We start from the raw sequence: 17,768 nt of genomic DNA, 5'->3' as shown, positions 1-17,768 counted from the left end.
GGCATGAACCCGGCGCAGCGCGAGGCGGTGCGCTATCTCGATGGACCGTGTCTGGTGCTGGCCGGCGCGGGCAGCGGCAAGACCCGCGTCATCACCCAGAAAATCGGCTATCTCCTGCGTGATTGCGGTTATTCCGCACGCAACGTCGCCGCGCTCACGTTTACCAACAAAGCTGCGCGCGAGATGGCCGAGCGGGTCGGGGCCATCGCTCCGCCCAATGCCCTCAAGGGGCTGACCATCAGCACCTTCCACTCGCTGGGGGTGAAGATGCTGCGCGAAGAAGCCAAGCAGGTCGGACTCAAGCCGCAGTTTTCCATCCTCGCTGCCGACGATGCCATGGGCATCGTGCAGGATCTGGTCGCAACTACGGACAAAGGCCACATCCGCGCCGTACAGAACGCGATCTCCTTGTGGAAGAACGCGCTGGTCGAGCCCGACCAGGCCGAGCGCCTGGCGGCCACGGAAAGCGAGCGCGACGCGGCTCGCGTCTACCGCAGCTACAACGCCACGCTGCGCGCCTACCAGTCGGTGGATTTCGACGACCTGATCCGCCTCCCGGCCAGGCTGCTCGAATCCGATCCCGAGGCGCGCGAGCGCTGGCAGTCGCGCCTGCGCTACCTGCTGGTGGACGAATACCAGGACACCAATGCCTGCCAGTACCGGCTGGTGCAGCTGCTCACCGGGCCGAGGGCGATGTTCACGGCGGTGGGCGACGACGACCAGGCCATTTATGCCTGGCGCGGCGCCACCATCGAGAACCTGGCCAAGCTGACCACCGATTATCCGAACCTGCGGGTCGTCAAGCTCGAGCAGAATTACCGCTCGATGCAGCGCATCCTGGCGGCGGCCAACAGCGTGATCGGCCACAATCCCAAGCTGTTCGACAAGAAGCTGTGGTCCGATCTCGGCGTGGGCGACCCCATCGGCGTCATTCCCATGGACGATGAAGAAGCCGAGGCCGAATCCGTCTCCATGCGGATCTCCGCCGCGCGCTTCGAGCTCAAGGCTGACTGGCGCGACTTCGCCATCCTGTACCGCAGCAACCACCAGGCGCGCATGATCGAGCAGGCGCTGCGCAACCTCAAGATCCCGTACATGGTCTCGGGCGGCCAGAGCTTCTTCGACAAGGCCGAGGTGCGCGACATCATGGCCTACCTGCGCCTGATCGCCAACGACGAAGACGATCCCGCCTTCATCCGCGCCATCACCACGCCCAAGCGCGGCGTGGGGCAGAGCACGCTGGAAGCGCTCGGCACCTATGCCGGCGAGCGCGAGATCCCGCTGTTCGCCGCCGTGTTCGAGACCGGCCTGGAACAGCGCCTGCAGCCGCGCCAGCTCGGCCCGTTGCGCGAGTTCTGCGAATTCATCAACCGCATGCAATGGCGCGCCGGGGCGGCCAAGGGCGAAGGCGCCGCGAGCGGCGAGAGCGCCGGCGAAATCCTCGACGACCTGGTGCGCGCGATCAACTACGAGAACTACCTCTACGACCACTTCGACGAGCGCGGCGCGCAGAGCCGATGGCAGACCGTGCTCGACCTGCTGGGCTGGCTCAAGCGCAAGGCCGACGAAGACGACATGACGCTGATGGCGCTGGTCCAGCACATCGCGCTCATCACCATGCTCGAAAAGAGCGACGACGAAGACCCCGACCTCGTGCGCCTGTCCACGCTGCATGCTTCCAAGGGCCTGGAATATCCGCACGTATTCCTGGTCGGCACCGAAGAGGGGCTGCTTCCGCACCTGGGCAAGGACGACGAGCAAGGCGATCCCGAAAAAGCCGCCGAATCCATCGAGGCGCGCGTGCAGGAAGAGCGCCGTCTCATGTACGTCGGCATCACGCGCGCCCGGCGCACCCTCAACGTCACTTGGTGCAAGAAGCGCAAGCGCGGCCGTGAGGAAATCGCCCGCGAGCCCTCGCGCTTCATCAAGGAAATGGGGCTGGAAGACGACCGCGTGGCCGATGCCACGCCGGGGCTGAGCGCCAAGGAAAGGCTGGACAGGTTGAAGTCCCTGCTAAAGAAAGACTGAACCACGGCGCAGGGCGTCCCGCGCTGGCTGGCCGGCGCCCGCGCGGTCCAGAAAGGGTAATTACCTAGTCTTTTAACATTCTATAGTTCTATACATAGAATGTTTTTCGGGTTTTAATAGCGCCAGATTCGGACGCGGCCGCGCGGCGGCCGTGTTCCGGGGAACGATCGCCCGCTGGGGCGGCATCTGGAGGAAAGACTCGTGTCTTACATAGGTACGGATATCGGAGGGACGTTCACCGACCTCGTTCTTCTGTCCGACGACGGCGACGTGCGCATCTTCAAGGCGCTGACGACGCCCGACGACCGCACGCGCGGCGTGCTGGACGCCATGAAACTGGCGGCCGAGGAACTGGGCATCCCGGCCGATCGGCTGGTGGCGGAACTGAAATACTTCTCGCACGGCACCACCGCGGCGACCAACGCGTTCATCGAGCGCAAGGGCGCGAAGACGGGGCTGCTGACCACGCGCGGCTTCGAGGACACGCTGCGCATCCAGCGCGCCATGGGCGGCTGGATCGGCATGCCCACGCACGAGATCTCGCACTTCTCGAAGCGCCGCGTGCCCGAGCCCATCGTGCCGGCGAACCTGATCAAGGGCATGGCCGAGCGGGTGGACTACAAGGGCGAGGTCATCGTGCCGCTGGACGAGGCGGCGGCCCGGCAGGCCATACGCGAATTGCGCGACGCGGGCGTCGAAGCCATCGCCATCAGCCTGCTGTGGTCGTTCCGCAATTCGGCGCACGAGCAGCGCCTGGCCGAACTGGTGGAAGAAGAGGCGCCGGGGCTGTTCGTGACCACGTCCTCGCTGCTCGTGCCCATCATCGGCGAATACGAGCGCACCTCGACCACGTCGATCAACGCCTACCTGGGCCCCGTCATCCATCGCTACATCAACGGGTTGGAAGGGGCGATCCGGCGCTTCGGCTTCAAGGGTCCGATCTCCATCATGGAGTCGGGCGGCGGCGTGCTGCCCGCGGCCGAAGCCGCGTTCCAGGCCGCCAACCTGCTGACTTCGGGGCCGGCCGGCGGCGTGCTGGCTTCGCAGAAGCTGGGCGACCTGCTGGGCTACCGCAACGTGCTGACGGCCGACATGGGCGGCACCAGCTTCGACGTGGGCCTGATCGTGGACGGCCAGCCGCTGCTGGAGACGGTGCGCGAGGTAGGGCGCTTCCACGTGGCGCTGCCGTCGATCAAGGTCACGGCCATCGGTGCGGGCGGCGGTTCTATCGCCCGCGTGCGCGACGGGCACCTGACCGTGGGCCCCGAGAGCGCGGGCTCCACGCCGGGACCGGCGTGCTATGGCCGCGGCGGGGTCGAGCCGACCATCACCGACGCGGACGTGGTGCTGGGCATCATCGATCCGCGCTACTTCCTCGGCGGACGCATGGCGCTGGACGTCGAGGCCGCGCGCGAAGCCGTGCGCAGGCACGTGGCCGAGCCGCTGGGCATGAGCGTGGAAGAGGCGGCCGCGGGCATCCGCGAGGTGGCCAACAACCAGATGGCGGACCTGCTGCGCCGGGTCACGCTGCGCGCCGGCTACGATCCGCGCGACTTCGTGCTGATGGCCTACGGCGGCGCGGGCGCCACGCACGCGCACCAGTACGCCGAGGTGGCCGGCATCGGCAAGGTGGTCGTGCCCAACACCGGACCGGCGCATTCGGCCTACGGCACCGTCACGGGCGACCGCCACCGCTCGTTCTCGCTGGCGGTGGGCCAGCACGCGCCGGCGCGCTTCAAGCGGGCCTCCGAGCACATCGACATCGCGGCCCTGAACGAAGGCTTCGGCCAGATCGAGCAGCGTGCGCGCGATGCGCTGGGCGACGACGTCACCATCCATCGCTACATCGGCATGCGCTTCCGTCAGCAGGTGCACGAGATCGGCGTCGAGGTGCCGGCCGGGCAGCTCCAGCCCGCCGACGTCGATGCGCTGGTGGATGCCTTCGAGGCGCAGTACGAGCGCATCTACGGCAAGAACACCGCGCTGCGCAGTTCGGGCGTGGAGTTCACCGTGGTGCGGGTCGAGGGCACGTCCCCCGTCATCAAGCCGGCGGCACGCCAGGTCGAGGGCGCCGGCCGCTCGAACCGGCCGGTGTCCGACCGCCAGGTCTATTTCTACGGCCACGGCTTCATCCGCGCCGACATCTACCGCAGCGAGGACGTGGGTCCCGGCCATGCCATCTCAGGCCCCTGCATCATCGAGCGGCCCGACACGACCATCGTCGTCGGCCCGGACCAGTCGGTCGAGATGGAGCCCTACGGCAACTTCGTGATTTCCATCGCGCGCAACCAATAACGCTATCGAGACGAGCATGCATCAGGTCTACGAATACACGGCCAAGGAGGTCGACCCGATCACCTTCGAGGTGATCCGCCACCGGCTGCTGTCGATCACCGACGAGCAGGCCGCCACGCTGGCCTCGGTGTCGGGGTCGGCGCTGGTGAACGAGGCGACCGATTTCAACACCGGCCTTTACCGCGCCTTCGGCGAAGTGGTCACCATGGGCAAGACGGTGACCTTCCACGCGGCCTCGCTGTCGCTGATGGTCAAGCACGTGATCGAGGATTGCGAGGACACGGTCGGCATCAATCCGGGCGACATGTTCATCGTCAACCACCCGCACAAGGGCGCGCTGCATTGCCCGGACGTGGGCGTGCTGGCACCCATCTTCGTCGACGGCAGGCGCATCGGCTGGACCGGCGCCTGCGCCCACCAATTGGACGTGGGCGGCATGGTGCCGGGCAGTTTCGCCTCGATGGCCAAGGACATCCGCCAGGAAGGCATGCTGATCCCGCCGGTCAAGATCATCGACCGCGGCGAACTGCGCAGCGACGTGCTGAACTTCATCACCGGCATGTCGCGCCTGCCCACCAACATCAGCCTGGACCTGAAGGGGCTGATGGCGGCCAACAACATCGGCGTGAAGAGCCTGCTGGACACCATCGCCAAGTACGGCGTGGACACGGTGCTGACGGTGATGGACGGCATGATGAACCTGTCCGAGACCAAGATGCGCAAGCGCCTGAAGGAGCTGCCCGACGGCGTGTTCCGCGCCCAGGCCTTCCTGGACCACGACGGTTTCGACAACAAGATCTACAAGATCCACGTCGAGCTGCGCAAGCAGGGCGACCATATCGTGTTCGACTACACCGGGTCGGATCCGCAGGCGCCCGGCTTCGTCAACGCGACGCGTACGGGCCTGCTGGCCGGCGTGTACGCCGGCATCCTGCCGGTCATCGCCTACGACCTGCCGTGGAACGAGGGCCTGCTGCGGCCGCTGGAAGTGCTGTCCACCGAAGGCTCCATCGTTTCGTGCAAGTTCCCCGCGCCGTGCAGCCAGGGGCCGCTGGGCGCGATGTGGCTGGTCGAGGTCACCACCACCGAGGCCATCTCCAAGCTGATGGCCACGCATCCGGACTACCTGGCCGAGGCCCAGTCGTCGCCGGCCAGCGGACCGGACCTGTTCCACATCCACGGCCGCAACCAGTACGGCGAACCGGCCACCGCGCCCATCCTCGAAGTGATGCTCTCGGGCGGCGGCGCCTATGCGCACCGCGACGGCGTGAGCGTCTCGGGCCAGCGCAACATCACCGCGGGCCGCGCGCCCAACGTCGAGACCACCGAGCTGAAGCTGCCGGTGCTGTACATGTACCGCCGCATCATTACCGACAGCTCCGGCGCCGGCCGCAACGTGGGCGGCCAGGCCGCCGGCGCGGCCTTCGTGCTGCACGGCGTGGACGAGGTCGAATCGCTGGTCGCCTGCCACGGCTACCAGTCGCCCACCTCGCGCGGCCTGTTCGGCGGCTATCCAAGCGGCTGCAACCATCGCCGCTTCCTGCGCCACAGCAACATCCGCCAGCTGCTGGCGGACGGCGTGTTCCCCGACCGCATGGACGGCCTGGAAGGCGAGGAAGTCGAGTTCAACGCCAAGCCGCCCGAGTTCGAGTTCGGCAAGGACGACGTCTATGAATGCAATCCCACCGCTGGCGGCGGCTGGGGCGATCCGCTGGGCCGGCCGGCGGACAGCGTGGCCGAGGATGTCGCGGCCGGGGCCTTTTCGGCCCAGGTGGCCGAACACATCTTCGGCGTGGTGACGAAGGGCGGCGCGCTGGACGAGGCCGCCACCGACGTGGCGCGCGCCGCGATCCGCCAGCGCAGGCTGACGTGGCCCGCTGGCAAGGCGCTGGCCGTTCGGCCGGAAACGGCGAGAGCCGAACCCGTGGCCATCGTCGGCGACGTGGCGCGCATCGTGCGCGCGGCCGGCACGCCCTACCTGGTCTGCAACAGCTGCGACACCGCCATCGCGCCGGCGGCGGAGAACTGGAAGGACTACGCGCGCCACTACTTGGCCACCCCCGAGGACCTGGGACCGCGCGTGCGCATCCACCACGACCTCGAAGTCGTCCAGCACGCCTGCCCGCATTGCGCCACGCTGCTCGACGTCGAGGTGCGCCGCAAGGGCGAGGCATCCCTGTTCGACATCCAGGTCGCGGCCTGAAGGAGGCATCCATGAACAAGCGAACCAGCCACGGCCGTTGGGTGACCTTTCCCAGCGGCGCCGACCAGGTGCGGGGCTACCTGGCCGAGCCCGATGGCGACGACGTACTGGGCGCGGTGGTCTGCGCGCCCGAGAACCTGGGAGTGACCGAGCACCGCCAGGAAGAAACGCGGCGCCTCGCGGCCGAGGGCTTCATCGTCCTGACGGTGGACCCGTACAGCCGCATCGGCGGCCGTCCGCCGCAGGACTACACCACCGTCGAGGAGCGGCGCAGCAAGGCCTTCATCGCCGCGCGCGACGAAGTCGTGGTGCCCGACTGCCAGGCGGCGCTGGAGTGGCTGCGCACGCAGCCGCGGGTGGGCCGCGTCGGCGCCCTCGGTTATTGCCTGGGGGGCGGCACGGTGCTGGCCTGGGCCGCCGGCACGCGCGACCTGGCCTGCTCGGTGGTGCTGTACGCGCTGCCGGTGGTGCCGGCCGCCTATTCGCCCGACGGCCGCGACCGCTCGCGCATCGAGTTGGCGCCGCGCATCCAGGCGCCCATGCAACTGCATTTCGGCGACGCCGACGAAGCCATTCCCATGGATCAGACCTTGGCGCTGAAGGAGGCGCTCGAATCGCAGGCGCCCGCGCCCATCGCGTTCCACGTCTATCCCGGCGCGCGCCATGCCTACATGGACAGCACGCTGGAACGGTATTCGCCCGAGGCCGCCGCGCTGACCTATGAGCGATTCGTGGACTTCCTGCATCGTCATCTGGACGCGGGGGATTGAACATGAGCGAGATCGTCTGGGCCGCCGCCACGGCCCATACGGGCGCCATGATGCGCGCGCCCAAGGGCGACCCGGACGACCTGGCGCGCGCAGACCGGGTGTTCCAGGCCTTCTCGGCCCTGTCCGCCTCGCTCCGCGCGGCGCGTCCGGACGTGCTCGTGGTCGCCGCCACCGACCATTTCCTGACCTTCGACCAGGCCGCGCTGCCGGTATTCGCCATCGGCACGGGCGCGGCGTTTCCGGGGCACGGGGAGTTCGGCGTGCCCAAGCGGGACTACACCGGCGTGGCGAACCTGGGCGAAGCGGTGCACGCGGGCATGGTGGCGGCCGGTTTCGACGCGGCCGGCGCGCGCGGCCTGCCGCTGGACCACAGCTTCTCGTGTCCGCTGCAATTGCTGCTGGCCGGCTGGGACGCGCCGGTGCTGCCGGTGTACGTGAACTGCACCATCGAGCCGCTGCCGCGCCTGGACCGCTGCCTGGCCTTCGGGCGAGCGCTGGGCGACGCGCTGCGCGCGCAGGACCTGGCGCCCCGGGTGGCCGTGCTCGGCACCGGCGGGCTGAGCCACTGGGTCGGCATGCCCGAGACCGGACACATCAACCGCGATTTCGACCGACGCTTCCTGGAGGGCTTCGCCGCCGGCCGGTTCGACGAGATCGCGGGGTGGGACGCGGCCGAGGTGGTGCGCAGCGCCGGCAACGGCGCGGCCGAGATCCGCAACTGGCTGCTGGCGGCGGGCGCGGCCCGGGCCACCGGAGCGCGGGTGGCGGCCTACGAGCCGGTGGCGGCCTGGGTGACCGGGATAGGCGTGACCGAGCTGCTGCTGCCCGAGACGGACACGCGCGAAGCCTTGCCCGCGCAAGCGGGCGCGGCGGGAAGCGACCGGCATGCGCTGGAGCGCTACCTGTTCCGCTTCGACAAGGAGCCGGCGCTGCAGGCGGCGTTGAAGGCCGATGCCGGCGACGCCTTCGATGGCCATGCGCTGGACGACGAGGAGCGGCGCGTCCTGCGCGAGCGGGACCTGGCCACCTTGTACGAATGGGGCGTGCATCCGCTCCTGATCCGCAATTTCGCCGGAACCCTGGGACTGCGCTACGTGCAGGCCTACCGCGACCGCGGCCTGTCGCCGCGGCACGGCAACTGAGCAAGCGGGCCCCGCGACGGGCGGGGTCCGGCTCTTCGACTGGAGACATCGACCATGAATGACACGGCAATTCGTTCGCGCTGGGTACTGGCCAACGGCGTCCGCACGCACTACGCGGAAGCGGGCGGCCAGGGCAGCACCCTGGTCGCGCTGCACGGCGGCGGCGCGGGCTCGTCCGGCGCATCGGGCATGGGGCCCGTGCTGCCGCTGCTGGGCAGGGACTTCCGGGTGGTCGCGCCCGATTCCATCGGCGGCTTCGGGCTGACGGACACCCAGGCGCCCACGCCCTACGGGCTGATCAGCCGCGCGGCGCACATGGCGGATTTCGTCGACGCGCTGTGCCTGGACAAGTTCTCGGTGCTGGGCAATTCGCAGGGGGCCTGGTCGGGCGTGTACTACGCCATGCTGCATCCGGACCGCGTCGAGAAGCTGGTCATCGTTTCTTCGCTCACCATCGCCGGCTCGCTGGGCCTCAAGCAGGCGCCGAACGAGGCGATGCACGCGCTGATGGGCTATGACGGTTCGCGCGCGGGCATGAAGCGCCTGCTCGAGGCCCTGATCATCGACAAGGCGCGCATCACCGACGCGCTCATCGACGAGCGCCAGCGCGCCGCCACGCGGCCGGGCGCGTTCGAGGCCTTCCAGCGCATGGCGCAGGGCATCGAGTTCGTGCGCAACGACCCGGTGCTCAAGCTGCAGACCCAGTGGCAGGAAGCGCTGCCTGCGCTGACGCGCCGCATTCCCACCCTGATTCTGTGGGGCACGCAGGACACCTTCGCCGTTCCCGCCACCGGGCGCGCGCTGGCCGAGATGCTGCCCGACGCGCGCATCGAATGGGTGGAAGGGGCTGGGCACCAGGTGCAGACCGACGCGCCGGACCGCGCCGCCGCCATCATCCGGGAGTTCCTGCATGGATAGGCAGACCATGCCGCAGTCGCCGGACGCGCCCGAACGCATGGCCGGCATGGTGCCCGGCGTGCGGGCGGGCGGCTTTCTGTTCCTGTCGGCCATACGCGGCCGCGATCCGGCCACCGACCGCATGCCCGACGACCCTTTTGAGCAGGCCTGCCAGGCCCTGCGCAACGTCGAGGCGGTGCTGGCCGCGTCCGGGGCGACGCTCCGGCACGTGGTGAAGGTCACGCTCTATCTGCATGACCTGGAAAAGCGCAAGGCCTTCCATCAGGCGTGGATGGCGTTCTTTCCGGAGGATCCACCCGCCCGCATTGCCGTGGGCGTCGCGGATGCCAATGGAGCACCCGGCGGCAACGCGCACTATGCGCTGGACGTGATCGCGCTGGCGCCGTGACCGGGCGGCTCGTTTGCCGATGTCCGCCGCGCCCCGGCACAATATGCGTTTGCGCCCCGGGCGCGAGACTGGCCATCCGCCGCAGGTGATTCGCTCCATGGCATCAGCACGACGCAATACCGCCTCTACCGATACTTCCGCGCGCGCCGCCACGAGCGGCCCGCGCGGCGGGCTGCCGATGTACGCGCAGCTCTTCGCGCTGTTCCGCCAGCGCATCGAGAACGGCGTCTGGCCGCTGAACGAATGCATTCCGTCGCTGGACGAGCTGATGGAAGAATTCGACGTGGGCCGGGTCACGGTGCGGCATGCGCTGGGCATGCTCGAGGCCGAGGGGCTGGTCGGCCGCTTCCGCGGCCGCGGCACCTTCGTGATGGCGCGTCCCCAGTCCAACATCTGGTATCGCATCCCGATGAACTGGGACGAGCTCACGGGAGCCCAGCCCGACATCGAGGTCGAGTGGCTGGAAAGCCACGAGTGCGCGCAGCCGCCCGCCTCGGTACACGCCGGAGCGGCGCTGGGCGAAGCCTACCAGGCGCTCAAGCGCCGCCTGCTGCGCCATCGCATTCCCTACGGCATCGGCCATACCTACATCGAAAAGAACGTCTATGCCGCCTTCGGCGCCGACGTGCTGGCCAAGCCCATTCCGCTGCAGGTCCTGGACGCCCGCCTGCCGGGCGGCGTCGGCCATGCCGAACAGACCGTGCGCGCCAGCGTGGCCGACCTCGACACCGCCCGCCTGCTCGACCTGACCTCGGGCGCCCCCGTCATCCAGGTGACGCGCTCGGTGCTGGACCACCAGGGCGTGCTGGTCTACGAATCGCTGGGCGTCTTCCGCGGCGATTTCGTCGAGATCCACACCGACCTGAAGTAGCGGCGCGTCGCTTCCTCCGACGCCGGGACAGGCCGCTGATAGAATGGAAGGCTAGTCAACCAGCACATTCCGCCACATGACTTCGCCCCCGCCCCGCGCCGCCCGCACGACGCCGCCGTCCGCCATTGCGAACCTGGCCCAGGTGGGGACGCCCATCTACGTCAAGCTGGTGATGTCCTTCAGGAAGCGCATCGAAACGGGCGAGTGGGCGGTGGACCGGCAGATCCCGTCGCTGGACGAACTGGCCCGCGAAGAGGGCGTGGCGCGCGCCACCATCCGCCACGCCATCGGCTTCCTGGAGTCCGAAGGGCTGATCGGCCGCTATCGCGGCCGCGGCACCTTCGTGCTGCGCCGGCCGCAGAGCGGGGTCTTCTACGACATCCCGACCAGCTGGGACACGCTGGTCAACCACGTGCCCGACATCCAGATCGAATGGCTGGAAAGCAGCACCGTCATGCGGCCGCAATCGATCGACCACCACGGCGGCTCGCTGTCGCCCGACGGCTACCAGCACCTGCGCCGGCTGCAGAAGCACAACCAGATCCCGTATTTCGTGGGCGACTCGTACGTCGAGCGCACGATCTTCCGCGCCATCGGCAAGAAGGCGTTCAACTCGCCCGTGCCCATGCGGCTGATACAGAAGCACGCGGGCGAGCGTATCGGCCGCGCCGAGCAGACCATCCAGGCCAGCAACGCCGACTTCGAGGTGGCGCAGCTGTTGGACGTGGCGGTGAACACCGCCATCATGGTGGTCACCCGCTCGGTGTTCGACACGGACGAAGTCCTGGTTTACGAATCCCAGGGCCTGTTCCGCAGCGACTTCGTGCGGGTGCACATGCGGCTGAAATAGCGGCGGCGCCTGGCGTGCCGGCCGCCCGCGGCGCGGCTATTCGATGCTGATGCCCAGCCCCTTGATGCGCGTTTCCACCTCGGCCAGTTCGTCGCTCACGCGCGCGGACAACTCGGCCGGCGTGCTGCTCTGGGGCTCGATGCCCAGCGCCGCGAATTTCTCGATCAGTTCGGGATCCTTCAGCACCTGGGCGATGCCGGCATTGAGCTTCTGCACCACGGCCGCAGGCGTGCCCGCCGGCGCGACCAGGCCGACCCAGGTCTCTATCGAGAGGTCGGGACCGCCGGATTCCTTCACGGTGGGAACCTGCGGGTAGTCGGCCAGCCGCTGCGGCGACGCGGTGGCCAGCATCTTCAGTTTGCCGGCCTTGACCAGCGGCAGGCCCGAGCCGATCGTGGCGACGCTGAAGCTGATGTCGCCGTTGGCGACGGCCGTGTAGATCTGCGCGCCTTCCTTGTAGTGCACCGGCATCATCTCGGTGCGCGTGGCCTGGGCCAGGATGGCGCCGCCGAAGTGGGCGGGGCTGCCCACGTAGGGCGTGCCGTAGGTGATCTTCTTCGGATCCTTGCGGGCCGCCTCGACCAGATCGCGCATCGAGGCATAGGGCGCCGCGGCGGACGTGTAGAACAGGAAGGGCGCGCGGAAGAACAGCGAGACCGGCGCGAAGTCCTTCTGCGGATCGTAGGGGACCGAGGACAGCAGCTTGGGATTGGTCGTCATGTGGGCGTCGCCCACGACCAGCAGGGTGTAGCCGTCCGGCGCGGCCTGCTTGGCGGCGCCCAGCGCCAGGAAGCCGTTGGCGCCCGGCTTGGCTTCGATGACGACCGGCTTGCCCCAGAGCTTGCCGAGCTTCTCGGCCATGACGCGCGTGGCGACGTCCGGCGTCAGGCCGGCAGGATAAGGGGTGACGAGGCGGATCGGGCGCGCCGGGAATTCTTCGCCGTGCGCGGCGGGAACACAGGCCAGGGCCAGGGCGGCCAGGGCCGCGCGCCATGGGTGGGTGAGCTGCAAGGTCGTCTCCTTCTTGCGCCTGCGGAAGGCGCGCGCGGCCGTCGCGTGGGACCGGCCGTCTTTGCTAATAGGTCAGTAAACTATACTACTAGTTATTATCGGACGGAAGAAGGGAAAACAGCAGGGGGAGAAGCCGCCGCCAGGGCTGCGGTAAGCTTACGGCGCTGCATTGCGGCCGCCGATCATCCGGCATCCCCTTACCGAAAACCGAGCAGAACAATGACCGAACGTTCTTCCTCCCTGGCCGGCATCCGCGTCCTCGACCTGACGCGCGTGCTGGCCGGGCCGTGGTGTACGCAGAACCTGGCCGACCTGGGCGCCGAGGTGATCAAGATCGAGCGGCCGGGCAGCGGCGACGATACGCGCAGCTGGGGGCCGCCGTTCCTCAAGGACACCGAGGGCAGGGAGACCAAGGAAGCGGCCTACTACCTGAGCGTGAACCGCAACAAGCGTTCGGTGGCGCTGGACATCGCCACCCCCGAGGGTGCGCGCCTGGTGCGCGAGCTGGCGCTGCGCAGCGACATCTTCATCGAGAACTTCAAGGTGGGCGGGCTGGCCAAGTACGGGCTGGACTACGAGAGCCTGAAGGCGGACAACCCCCGGCTGATCTATTGCTCGATCACCGGCTTCGGCCAGACGGGCCCGTATGCGTCGCGGCCCGGCTACGATTTCATGATCCAGGGCCTGGGCGGCTTCATGAGCATCACCGGCGAGCGCGACGGCGTGCCGGGCGCGGGGCCGCAGAAAGCGGGCGTGGCGGTGGCCGACATCTTGACCGGGATGTACGCCACGGTCGGCATCCTCGCCGCGCTCGAAGAGCGCCACCGCAGCGGCCTGGGCCAGCGGCTGGACATCGCGCTGCTGGACAGCGTGGTGGCCATGCTGGCCAACCAGGCGTCGAACTATCTGGTGTCCGGCGTGGCCCCGCAGCGGGCCGGCAATGCGCACCAGAACATCGTGCCGTACCAAGTGTTCGCCGCTTCGGACGGACACCTGATCGTGGCGGTGGGCAACGACGGCCAGTTCCGCGCCTGCTGCGGCGTGCTGGAGGCGCCGCAGCTTGCCGACGATCCCGACTACCGCACCAATAGCCAGCGCGTGCTGAACCGCGACAAGCTGGTGCCGCTGCTGGCCGCGATCATGGAGCGGCGTCCGCGCGACTACTGGCTGGCGCGGCTGGAGGAAGCCGGCGTGCCCTGCGGGCCGATCAACACGATCGAGCAGGCGTTCGACGATCCGCAGGTGCTGGCCCGGAGCATACGCCTGGACCTGCCGCATCCGCTGGCCGGGACGGCGCCCTCGGTGGCCAGTCCGCTGCGGCTGTCGGATACGCCCGTGCAGTACCGCAGCGCGCCGCCCTTGCTGGGGCAGGATACGGAGGCCGTGCTGCGCGAATGCCTGGGATTGAGCGAAGAGGAAGTCCGCCGCATCGCGCGCGGCGGCTGAGGCCGGGCGCTGCGCCGTTGCCGGCCACGCGCCCGGCGGCGCGCGGGGTTTACTTGGCGGGCTGGTCGGCGGCCGCGCCGTCCGGGGCCGGGGCATCGCCTGCCGCCGGCTTGGGTTCTTCGGGCTCTTTGAAATTGCCGCCGCTGTTGTTGGCCATGTAGGCCACCGCGCGCGCGACTTCGAAGTCGTCGAGGTCGGGGTTGCCGCCCTTGGCGGGCATGGCGCCCTTGCCGTGGATGGCGACCTGGAGCATGGCGTCCCAGCCCTGGGCGATGAACTTGGCCCACGAGCCGGAATCGCCGAACTTGGGTGCGCCGGCCACGCCGGCGGCGTGACAGGTGGTGCAGACGGCCTTGTAGACGGCCTCGCCGGTCTGGAACACGCGCGGCCCGTTGGCGTCGCGCAGCTCGAAGTCGCCGACCGGCTTGATGCGGGCGATGATGGCTTCGGGGCTCTGGGCGTCGGAGCCCGCGTTGGACTTGGTGCCGCTGACCACGAAGTTCACGAGCAGCAAAATGGTGATGATGGGAACCAGGAACGCCAGGACGACGAGCGTGATCAGTTGACGGGGCGTCCTGATCGGCGATTCATGGCCTTCCGCGTGGGTATGCTGCGCATTGCTCATTGCCAAGTCCTGCAAGTCTATGTGCCGGTGATATCCGGCGGGTTTATCGGATTCTGATGACGGCTTGCTTTGATGCGTTTTGCGTTGGAAACGCGGCTGGCAAGTTCTCCTCCAGGCCGGCTGCGCCCCGCACGTAAACGTCCGATTATAGCGGCAGCTCTCCCAGGCGGTTCAATGGCGTGCGCCTGTGCGGCTCGAGCGCCTATCGCGGCTGCCGGCGCGGCCCAAAGACGAAATGGCCAGGACAAGGTACAATCTTGCGTTACGCGCCCGTAGCTCAATGGATAGAGTACTGCTCTCCGAAGGCAGGGGTTGCTGGTTCGATCCCAGCCGGGCGCGCCATTTCTTCAGATCCCGTCGATGCCGTTTTTACGGATCTCGTCGACGCGGCTCCCTTTCCCGCCCATTCTTTCCCCGTTCCCCCGATTGTGGCCGCAGGCCGTCCGCGTTCGCCTTGCGCACCGCGTCGATCCGTTCGCACAGCCGCGCCGTCGCCGCGATCATGCGCGGCCCTGGCCGATGCATGGTGTCCGGGTCGACCGTCCATATCGCGCTGGAAGGAATCGTCAGCGTGGGCCCGAGGGTGCGCCATTCGGCCAGCGCGGCTTCGGCGCCCTGGCCGGACCGGCCGATGACGATGGCCTGGGGACGCTGTTGGAGCACGCCTTCGGCGCTGACTTGCGGCGAGGCGGCGGGGAGTCCGCCGAAAATATTGACGGCGCCGCAGGTCCGCAGAGCATCGCCGATGATGCCCCCGTCGTTGACCGTATACATGGGCTGCGTGCCGACCTGGTAGAAGACGCGCACCGGCGCCTGGCCCGCGTAGCGGGCGCGCAGTTGGGCGAGCCGGCGCCGCAGCGGCTCGGCGCTGGCCCGGGCGGCGCCGGCGGTGCCGGCCAGCTCGCCCAGTCTTTCGATGGCGTCGGGAATGTCGGCCAGCCGGCGCGGATTGCTGGTGTAGCGGACGATGCCGAAGCGGTCCAGCAGCGCGTCCGACGAGCGGGCGCCATAGGCCCACAGCACCACGAGGTCGGGCTGGAGGGCGAGCAGGTATTCGACGTTCGGCTGCATGCCGTCGCCGCCGCGAGGCAGTTTCAGGGCTTCGGGCGGATAGTTGCTGTCGCGGTCGACGCCGACGAGGCGGGAGCCCGCCCCGGCCGCGTACAGCAGCTCGGTGGCGTGCGGGGCGAGCGATACGATGCGCCGGGCCGGCGCAGGCAGGACGAGCGGCCGGCCGGCGTCGTCGCTGGCGTGAATCGGCCGGCCGGCCTGGCCGGCCGCCGGGCCGGCGGTGCCGGCCAGGCTTGCGCCCAGCAGGGCGAGCCAGGCGGCGCGCCGCATCTGCGCCCGCGATTCAAGGACGGTAGTTGAGGCTGACGAAGACCGTCGAGCCCGGAGGCGCGAAGCCGCCCGCCAGTTCATAGCGCTTGTTGAAGGCATTGTTCAAGCGTACCTGCACTTGCGTGTGCCGATCGATGTCGTAGGCCGCGGTCAGGTTGAGCAGGCTGTAGCCGCCCAGCCTGCCGACCGCGCCGGCGTAGTCCACGCGCGGGGTGGTCGCCAGCCATTCGGCGCCGAGCAGCCACGGTCCGAGGCGATGGTCCGCGGCGAGCCGCAGGGTGCCCCGGGCCCGGCGCGCCAGCTGCTCGCCGGTCCGGGCGTCGCGCGGATCCTGCCAGTCGGCGCTGGCGCGCAGGCTGGTGGCGCCGAACTGCTGCGCCGCGCTCAGGGTCAGGCCCTTGAGGATGGCCTTGTCGACGTTGGTGTTGGTGCCGGTCCAGTTGCCCGTGCCGTCGTCCACCCAGACGATGAGATCGCTGATGCGGTTGCGGTAGGCGACGAGCGAGGCCTGGGTGCCGTTCCGGTCGTAGCGCAGGCCGGCTTCGACGTTGCGCGCTTTCTCGGGGCGCAGGTCGGGGTTGGCGCCCCAGCCGTACAAGTCGTTGTAGGTGGGGGCGCGGAAGGCCGTGTGGGCGCCGGCGGTGGCCTGCCAGCCGGGGGCCAGGTCGTAGGCGTAGTTCAGGCCGCCGGAGGTCCGGCTGCCGTATTGCGAGTTGTGGTCGAAGCGCAGGTTGGCCTGGACGTGGTGGGCGCCGAAGTCGCCGCGGTAGATGGCGCCGGCCGAATTGGTGCGGCGGCCGTCGGGGTAGCTGCCGCCCAGCGAGCTGGCGAGCACTTCTTCGCGCAGGTGTTCGGCGATCAGCGACAGGTTCTGGCCTGCCGCGAGTTTCAAGTCGTTCTGCCAGGTGAACAGGTCCTGGCGGGTGCGGGCGCGCGAAGCGGAGCCGGGGCTGGCCAGATCGCGGTAGTCGTCCACGGTGCGCCCGAAGCGCAGGGTGCTGGTCCAGGCGTCGGTCAGGCGGTCGACGCTCGAGAGCGTGGTGGCCTGTACGCGCGTCACGGCGTGCGAGTCGAACGGCGAGCCGTTGTCGTACTGGCCGTTGATGCGCGAATGGTAGACGCTGGCTTCGACGCGATGGCCGGCGGCCCAGTTCAGCCCCAGGCGGGCGCTGGCGTTCTCTTGCTCGTAGCCGTCGCGGTCGGCCGAATAGACGAAGCTGTCGGGCCAGGTGGTGTTCTGGCCGCGGCTCTTGGACCGGCCGTATTGCAGGCCGTAGCTCCACATGCCCTGGCTGCCGTCCAGGGTCACGTTGGCCGAGTAGGTATCGTGGCTGCCCGCGCCGATCGAGGCGCCGATGGCCAGCGGGCGGTCGGTCTCGCGTTTGGTGATGAGGTTGATCACGCCGCCGATGGCGTCGGCGCCGTAGATGCTGCTGGCCGCGCCGCGCAGGATCTCGATGCGTTGGAGGCTGGACGGGTCGACGCCGTTCAGGCTCATCGCGCCCGAGGTGGTCGAGCCTACGCGCACGCCGTCGATCAGCACCAGGGTATGGCGGCTGTTGGCGCCGCGGACGAATACGCTGGTGGTGGTCTGCGGCCCGCCGTTGCTGCCGATTTCCACGCCGTACTGGCGTTGCAGCAATTCGGCCAGGCTGCTCTGGCCGGCGCGTTCGAGGGTGTCGCTGTCGATGACGGTGACGTCGCCCAGCGCGCTGGACAGGGGCTGTTCCACGCGCGCGGCCGTCACGGTGACGGGTGCCAGCGTGGCGGCGGCAGGTGCCTGGGCGTGGGCTTGGGCGGCGCACAGCAGCGCGCCGGCGGCGCCTGCCAGGCGCCGGGAAATGAGACTGGATGACATGATGCCTGTGTCGGTTCGGTGA

Annotated in this window: 14 protein-coding genes and 1 tRNA gene; 11 read left to right on the top strand and 4 right to left on the bottom strand. The window is 69.0% G+C overall.

The features are described from left to right. The first annotated feature begins 3 nt into the window (after positions 1 to 3). From PIGHUM_RS01705 to PIGHUM_RS01665, 9 genes are all read left to right on the top strand, one after another. A complete protein-coding gene (locus PIGHUM_RS01705; protein ID WP_124077725.1) occupies positions 4 to 2,028 on the top strand; it encodes a UvrD-helicase domain-containing protein in 2,025 nt (674 codons plus the stop codon). 201 nt (positions 2,029 to 2,229) lie between these two features. Then, complete coding sequence (locus PIGHUM_RS01700) at positions 2,230 to 4,323, top strand: hydantoinase/oxoprolinase family protein (protein ID WP_124077511.1); 2,094 nt, start codon at positions 2,230 to 2,232, stop codon at positions 4,321 to 4,323. A gap of 16 nt (positions 4,324 to 4,339) precedes the next feature. Next, positions 4,340 to 6,526: a hydantoinase B/oxoprolinase family protein gene (locus PIGHUM_RS01695; protein WP_124077510.1), complete on the top strand. Its 2,187-nt coding sequence runs from the start codon at positions 4,340 to 4,342 to the stop codon at positions 6,524 to 6,526. Between the two features lie 11 nt (positions 6,527 to 6,537). Further along, positions 6,538 to 7,296 (top strand): dienelactone hydrolase family protein, encoded by a 759-nt coding sequence (locus PIGHUM_RS01690; protein WP_124077509.1) that lies wholly within the window; start codon positions 6,538 to 6,540, stop codon positions 7,294 to 7,296. Between the two features lie 2 nt (positions 7,297 to 7,298). Next, complete coding sequence (locus PIGHUM_RS01685) at positions 7,299 to 8,438, top strand: DODA-type extradiol aromatic ring-opening family dioxygenase (RefSeq protein WP_124077508.1); 1,140 nt, start codon at positions 7,299 to 7,301, stop codon at positions 8,436 to 8,438. A gap of 54 nt (positions 8,439 to 8,492) precedes the next feature. Continuing rightward, a complete protein-coding gene (locus PIGHUM_RS01680) occupies positions 8,493 to 9,356 on the top strand; it encodes an alpha/beta fold hydrolase (protein ID WP_124077507.1) in 864 nt (287 codons plus the stop codon). Continuing rightward, positions 9,349 to 9,744: a RidA family protein gene (locus PIGHUM_RS01675; protein ID WP_124077506.1), complete on the top strand. Its 396-nt coding sequence runs from the start codon at positions 9,349 to 9,351 to the stop codon at positions 9,742 to 9,744. The genes PIGHUM_RS01680 and PIGHUM_RS01675 overlap by 8 nt, the downstream gene beginning before the upstream one ends. A gap of 97 nt (positions 9,745 to 9,841) precedes the next feature. Next, positions 9,842 to 10,615 (top strand): GntR family transcriptional regulator, encoded by a 774-nt coding sequence (locus PIGHUM_RS01670; RefSeq protein ID WP_160142099.1) that lies wholly within the window; start codon positions 9,842 to 9,844, stop codon positions 10,613 to 10,615. 76 nt (positions 10,616 to 10,691) lie between these two features. Further along, positions 10,692 to 11,465 carry a GntR family transcriptional regulator gene (locus PIGHUM_RS01665; protein WP_124077504.1) on the top strand — a complete coding sequence of 258 codons (774 nt, stop codon included), beginning with the start codon at positions 10,692 to 10,694 and terminating at the stop codon, positions 11,463 to 11,465. A gap of 36 nt (positions 11,466 to 11,501) precedes the next feature. Here the strand turns inward: PIGHUM_RS01665 and PIGHUM_RS01660 are convergent, their stop codons facing one another. Beyond that, on the bottom strand, positions 11,502 to 12,476 hold the full coding sequence (locus tag PIGHUM_RS01660; protein ID WP_124077503.1) for a Bug family tripartite tricarboxylate transporter substrate binding protein: 975 nt from the start codon (positions 12,474 to 12,476) through the stop codon (positions 11,502 to 11,504). Positions 12,477 to 12,695: 219 nt separating this feature from the next. Here PIGHUM_RS01660 and PIGHUM_RS01655 point away from each other — a divergent pair, with 219 nt between their 5' ends. After that, positions 12,696 to 13,922, top strand: coding sequence for a CaiB/BaiF CoA transferase family protein (locus tag PIGHUM_RS01655; RefSeq protein WP_124077502.1), 1,227 nt, complete (start codon positions 12,696 to 12,698; stop codon positions 13,920 to 13,922). 49 nt (positions 13,923 to 13,971) lie between these two features. Here the strand turns inward: PIGHUM_RS01655 and PIGHUM_RS01650 are convergent, their stop codons facing one another. Further along, entirely contained in the window at positions 13,972 to 14,547 is a 576-nt protein-coding gene (locus tag PIGHUM_RS01650) for a c-type cytochrome (protein WP_124077501.1), read from the bottom strand. Between the two features lie 266 nt (positions 14,548 to 14,813). Here PIGHUM_RS01650 and PIGHUM_RS01645 point away from each other — a divergent pair. Further along, positions 14,814 to 14,889 (top strand) — tRNA-Arg (locus PIGHUM_RS01645). Between the two features lie 27 nt (positions 14,890 to 14,916). Here the strand turns inward: PIGHUM_RS01645 and PIGHUM_RS01640 are convergent. Continuing rightward, the gene (locus tag PIGHUM_RS01640; RefSeq protein ID WP_124077500.1) at positions 14,917 to 15,888 is read right to left on the bottom strand and encodes a helical backbone metal receptor; all 972 of its coding nucleotides are present in this window, start codon (positions 15,886 to 15,888) and stop codon (positions 14,917 to 14,919) included. Between the two features lie 13 nt (positions 15,889 to 15,901). Continuing rightward, the gene (locus PIGHUM_RS01635) at positions 15,902 to 17,746 is read right to left on the bottom strand and encodes a TonB-dependent receptor plug domain-containing protein (RefSeq protein WP_124077499.1); all 1,845 of its coding nucleotides are present in this window, start codon (positions 17,744 to 17,746) and stop codon (positions 15,902 to 15,904) included. Positions 17,747 to 17,768 lie beyond the last annotated feature (22 nt).

It is taken from the genome of Pigmentiphaga humi (assembly GCF_900606115.1).
Taxonomy (GTDB): Bacteria; Pseudomonadota; Gammaproteobacteria; order Burkholderiales; family Burkholderiaceae_B; genus Pigmentiphaga; species Pigmentiphaga humi.
This window is presented reverse-complemented; position numbering and strand designations above follow the sequence as displayed.